This window comes from Candidatus Nanopelagicales bacterium, from assembly GCA_030700225.1.
In the GTDB taxonomy this organism is placed as follows: domain Bacteria; phylum Actinomycetota; class Actinomycetes; order S36-B12.
In genome coordinates this window covers 1-5,335 of sequence record JAUYJT010000006.1, presented here as the reverse complement: position 1 = coordinate 5,335, position 5,335 = coordinate 1, and the positions used below count along the sequence as shown (strand labels likewise).

At 65.7% G+C, this 5,335-nt stretch carries 4 protein-coding genes; all 4 read left to right on the top strand.

What is annotated here, in order from left to right; translation table 11 throughout:
* The first annotated feature begins 78 nt into the window (after window positions 1–78).
* The 4 genes from wecB to Q8P38_00900 are packed head-to-tail and all read left to right on the top strand — an operon-like array spanning window position 79 to window position 5,089.
* Complete coding sequence (wecB, locus tag Q8P38_00915) at window positions 79–1,137, top strand: UDP-N-acetylglucosamine 2-epimerase (non-hydrolyzing) (protein ID MDP4013175.1); 1,059 nt, start codon at window positions 79–81, stop codon at window positions 1,135–1,137.
* Window positions 1,134–2,438 carry a nucleotide sugar dehydrogenase gene (locus tag Q8P38_00910; GenBank protein ID MDP4013174.1) on the top strand — a complete coding sequence of 435 codons (1,305 nt, stop codon included), beginning with the start codon at window positions 1,134–1,136 and terminating at the stop codon, window positions 2,436–2,438. The genes wecB and Q8P38_00910 overlap by 4 nt, the downstream gene beginning before the upstream one ends.
* Window positions 2,439–2,450: 12 nt before the next feature.
* A complete protein-coding gene (locus Q8P38_00905; GenBank protein MDP4013173.1) occupies window positions 2,451–3,776 on the top strand; it encodes a hypothetical protein in 1,326 nt (441 codons plus the stop codon).
* The gene (locus Q8P38_00900) at window positions 3,773–5,089 is read left to right on the top strand and encodes a glycosyltransferase (protein MDP4013172.1); all 1,317 of its coding nucleotides are present in this window, start codon (window positions 3,773–3,775) and stop codon (window positions 5,087–5,089) included. Before Q8P38_00905 ends, Q8P38_00900 begins: the two co-directional genes overlap by 4 nt.
* Window positions 5,090–5,335: the final 246 nt, after the last annotated feature.

Here is a 5,335-nt window from a genome sequence, read left to right as displayed (position 1 = left end):
TACCTCACGCGGCGTCGCGGAGCCTGGAGCGGCGGCGCCGGTTTGTAGACTGTCCAAGCCCGGATGGCAGGAGGCGGTTTGCGAGTCATCAGCGTGGTTGGGGCGCGTCCGCAGTTCGTGAAGCTGGCTCCGATGGCTGTCGCATTGCGCGACGCTGGAGTCGAGCACCGGATCGTTCACACGGGTCAGCACTACGACGAGCGGATGTCGGGGGCGTTCTTCGCCGATCTAGTCATTCCCGAGCCCGACCGCAACCTTGAAGTTGGGTCGGCTTCGCACGGCGTCCAAACCGGCGAGATGATGATCCGCCTGGAACCTGTGCTACAGGAGCTGGCCCCGGACTGGGTGCTGACCTATGGGGACACGAACTCAACCCTGGCGGCAGCGATCGTCGCCGTGAAGCTCCACCTGCCGCTGGCACACCTCGAGGCCGGGCTCAGGTCGTTCAACCGTCGCATGCCCGAGGAGCACAATCGTGTGTTGACGGACCATGCATCGGATCTCCTGCTCGCTCCCACGGAGCTTGCAGCACATCACCTAGCTTCCGAAGGGCTGGCTGCCCGGACCGAGCTGGTCGGCGACGTGATGGCTGACGTCTGCCTTCGAGTCGCGCGCGACGTCGGCGATCCATCACTTCCTGACGGGGTTGCAGTTGATGAGCCATACATCGTTTCGACAGTCCATCGGGCCGAGAACACCGACGATCCTGATCGGCTTGGTGCGATTGTCAGCGCTCTGAGGAGTCAGTCGGCGCCTGTCATACTCGCCGCGCACCCGCGGCTCGTTGCTCGGTGCGAGGAGTTTGGCATCACTCTGACGGGCGGCGCCCTCAGGGCCGTGGCCCCATATAGATACCCGGAGATGATTGCCGCGATCAATAGCGCGGCCTCGGTGGTCACCGACAGCGGCGGCTTGCAGAAAGAGGCGTACCTGGTCCGGACTCCCTGTACGACACTTCGTACGGAGACCGAGTGGGTGGAAACACTTGAAACCGGCTGGAACCGCTTGGATCCGGATCTGAGCAACCAATCGTCCTGGTCCGATCCCCCTGTTCCCGATCGGCACCCGGATCTATACGGTGACGGTCAGGCAGCGGGTCGAGTCGTGGACGCCCTGGAGCGAAGAGGAGTCCGATGAACATCGCTGTTGTAGCCCTCGGCAAGATCGGCCTGCCGCTCGCTGTGCAGTTCGCCCGTTCTGGGCACCGGGTTATTGGGGCGGACGTCAACCCGGAAGTCGTCGCGCTGGTCAACAAGGGTGTGGCGCCCTTCCCCGGTGAGGCTCACCTGGACGAGTTCCTGGCCGAAGTGGTTGCCAGCGGTGCGTTGGCCGCCACCACGGACACGACCGAGGCTGTTTCGAGGGCGGATGTAGTAGTCGTGGTCGTGCCATTGTTCGTCGACGAAGAGGGGATCCCCGACTTCGCTTGGATGGACGCCGCCACGAAGGCCATCGCGTCCGGATTGCGACCCGGGACTCTGGTCTCATACGAAACGACCCTCCCGGTAGGCACCACGCGCGACCGCTTTGGTCCGATGCTCGAAAAGGGGTCGGGGCTGCGGGCCGGGCTGGACTTCCACCTGGTGTTCTCGCCCGAACGAGTCTTCACCGGCCGGGTCTTCGCTGACTTGCGCCGGTACCCGAAGCTCGTGGGCGGGATCGACCCCGACAGCACCCGACGCGGTATCGAGTTCTACCAAGCCGTCCTGGACTTCGACGACCGGCCGGACCTGGAGCGCCCCAACGGTGTCTGGGACATGGGCACGGCGGAGGCCGCGGAGTTGGCGAAGCTGGCCGAGACGACCTACCGGGACGTGAACATCGGGCTTGCCAATCAGTTCGCACGCTTCGCTGATGCCAACGGGATCGACGTCTCCAAGGTGATTGAGGCCTGCAACTCTCAGCCTTTCAGTCACATCCACTCACCTGGCATAGCCGTCGGTGGGCACTGCATCCCGGTCTATCCGCGCTTCTACCTCTGGAATGACCCGGCCGCGACGATCGTCGACGCGGCCCGGAAGGCCAACGCCCAGATGCCCGCCTACGCGGTGGACTTGCTCACTCGAGTGCATGGTGATCTGTCCGGTCAGCGCGTCGTCGTGCTGGGCGCGAGCTACCGCGGGGGTGTGAAGGAGACCGCGTTCTCCGGGGTCTTCGCGACGGTCGCGGCGCTCAGGGGAGCCGGAGCCGTCCCACTGGTCCACGATCCGATGTTCACGGACTCGGAGCTGAGAAACCTTGGGTTCGAGCCCTATGTACTGGGCGGCCCAGTCGATGCGGCGATCCTCCAGGCCAACCATGACGAGTACTCGCGCCTTGAACCCTCGGATGTGCCCGCTCGGACTATTCTCGACGGCAGGGGGGCGCTTGACCCGGGTGCGTTCCCGGGATCCACAGTGATCGCGCTGGGGGATGGATCGGCGATCGAAAGGGGCTGACCCGGGATGCCGATGGAGGGCTGGGATCCGGACGGAACAGTGCTCGTGGTCCTGACGAGCGCATCGGCGGATCTTGCCGAAGACGTTGTCCGGCGGCTGCCAGGCTCCAAGATCGAGATCCTCACCGTGCGTCGGCATCCGCGCCCCAAGCAGCGCTGGCGCCGTGCCGTGCGACGCGCCGTCCGGGGAGGCCGCCGCCTTCCGCATCCCGACGAACCGGGCGCTCTCGCCATTCGCAGCAAACTGGCCGCCGATCCGATGATTAGCAGCGTGCTGGCTCTGGACAAGGATGCGATTCGGGCCACGCGGCGCGCGCTGGCTGGAGATGAGCGGGTTGCGGGGTTCGCGCATCTGGACCACTTGGAGCGCGCGGTCCGGGATCGCCTGGCGATCGACCTGACACCGGCGGGGGCACGCAGATACGACGATCGATTCGTGATTGAGGCTGTTCTGCGGGCATCTCCGGAAGAGAGGCCTTGCCAACTGGTTCTCGGTGGGGTCAACCTCGACGGGCGCGCCGCTGCGATGGCCGGGGCTTTGGAATACCACGCCGACGTTGCGGCGCTGAGCGTCTTGATTGGTCAGTCCGGCTTCCCGGCGGACGTCATGGTCTCGCAGGCAGATTGGTCCGAGGATGAACCTACTGGCCTCGCTCGGGGGCAGATACAGTCCGCGACTCACGCGCTGTTGGACTGGCCGGGACCGGAGGGGCTTGCCGCAGCCCTTGTGAACACGGTTCGGGCCTGGCTTTGCGACCAGCCTGAGATTGGGGGACCTGAATCCGGCCGCCAGTTCACTACGCGGCACGACATGGTCACTGAGGATTGCTCGTGGCTTCCCGCAGCCCTCCCTTCGGGCCTGCTAAAGCCGACAGGCGCAGTGCGTTGGCCAAGAGCCAGGCTGGTTGTCGTCGTTGTTGACAGTGACTCGCGAGCGGTTTCCAAGGCGGTCTCGGGCCAAGCGTGGGACGACTCAGGGACGCAGGTCGTCGACCTTCACTCCCTGGATCCGCTGCTCCGTCTGCCGACGGCGTCTTCGGCTGACGCGGTGATCGACCTGCGGGCCAGCCCGATCGCGGACCTGCCAGTTCTGAGCGGGATCATCGGTGGCGGGGTCTGGGTCGCGAACGTTACGGCCACCGCAGGCCAAGCCCGATGGCTTCCACCTTGGGTTCCGGCCGGTACGGATCCGTTCGCCACGGTTTCGGCGGTCCTTGCCGACCCTGGTTTCCCGGCGTTGCGGACGGCTGGACGCAGCTTCGTCCGTGACCATCACGACGGGCGGGCCACAGCTCGGGTTCTGAAGCGGTTCCTCGACGAGACGGCAGTGCGGCCATGAGGGTCCTCCTGGTCGCGTGGGCGTTCCCGCCGTCGCGTGCTTCGGGAGTGCACCGCGCGGTCGCGATCGCCCGGTGGCTGGCGGCCCGGGGCCATTCGGTCACCGTGTTGAGTGCCGACCGGGAGTTCTTCGAGCTCGGCACGGGTGTGGACGCGGAGCTGGAACGCCGCCTGCCACAGGGCGTGACGACAGCCCGGGTGACGTTCCCGATGGCGGAGGACCCGATTGTCAATCGATGGCCCGCGCTGCGGGCGAATGACAGAAGACGCTGGGCAGCGGATGCGGAGGAATCCTCGCGCGCCTTCTTTCCGGAGAAGCACTACGGAGGCTGGCGGGACAGGCTTGTCGGCTCGGCTATCCGCCTGCACCGTCAGAATTCGTTCCACCTAACGATCGCGACGGGCAACCCATACGTGTCGTTTGCTGCGTCATTGGCGTTGAACACACATGCGGGCGTGCCGTTCGTGATGGATGACCGAGACTCGTTCCTGTACTGGGTGTACACGGGCGAGCCTCAACCTGAGTTCGATCGCAGACGCTCGTGGTGGGAAGCTCTCGCGTCCCGATGTGTGGCCGCGTGGTTCGTAAACCCACCGATCGCGGAGCTGTACCGGCGCGACTACCCGGACCTGGCCAGCCGGATACTGGTCGTTGAGAACGGCTGGGACCCTGAGTATCTGGATCCTTCTACTCTTGCGACTCCATCTAGCGACCCCCCCATCTTCGGCTACGTTGGGACGCTGAACGCACTGTTCCCGTTGGAGCACCTACTGCGCGGCTGGCGTGGGGCACGGGGACGCACGATCCCCGCGGACTCTGAGCTGCGCGTTTACGGTGGACTCGGCTACCGGCATCAAGCCGCGCCGCAGCGCGAGCAGCTGCGCCAAGCCGCTGCGGAGGGTGTGCGCATTATGGGGGCTTTCCCGAGAGTCGACGCCAGCAATGCGTACGAGCAGTCTCAGGTGCTGGTGTTCGGCTGCGGGGGAGGTTCGCTCATGACCGCCAGCAAGGTCTACGAATACGTCGCCACCGGGCTGCCGATCGCGGCAGTCGTGCCGGACGACCACGATTCTCTGCGGATTCTGGCGGGCTATCCGAGAGCGCACATTCGGCCGAGCGCGGATGAGGCGGCCTGGCCGGAAGCCCTGGCTTCCGCCCTCGCGGACGCCCGGTCAACCAGCATTGCCGGTCTGGGTGCGGCGCGGGCGTACGGCCAGCGATTCCGCCGGGACGTGATGCTCGACGGACCCCTGGGAGATGCGGTCTCAACCGCATCGCAGGCACGCGACTCGGCTGGACGCCCCCCGAACTAGCGATCCGCGTGGCGGCGTTGGCCAAGCGTCCACCGATTCCCGGAACCGGCCCACTACCGTCGTCCCCGTTTGAGTTGTCCACAGGTCGTGACATCGGGGATGTTGTCCACAGCCTGCGTGGTGTGCCGTTGATTGTCGGACCCCCGTGAGAACATGTGTTCTAGTACAGGTTTCCTCTACGAAGCGGGGATGGGGGTGGGGGTCATGTCGGTAGCTGAGTTGGGTGGGTCTTCCGAAGCTGGGGGC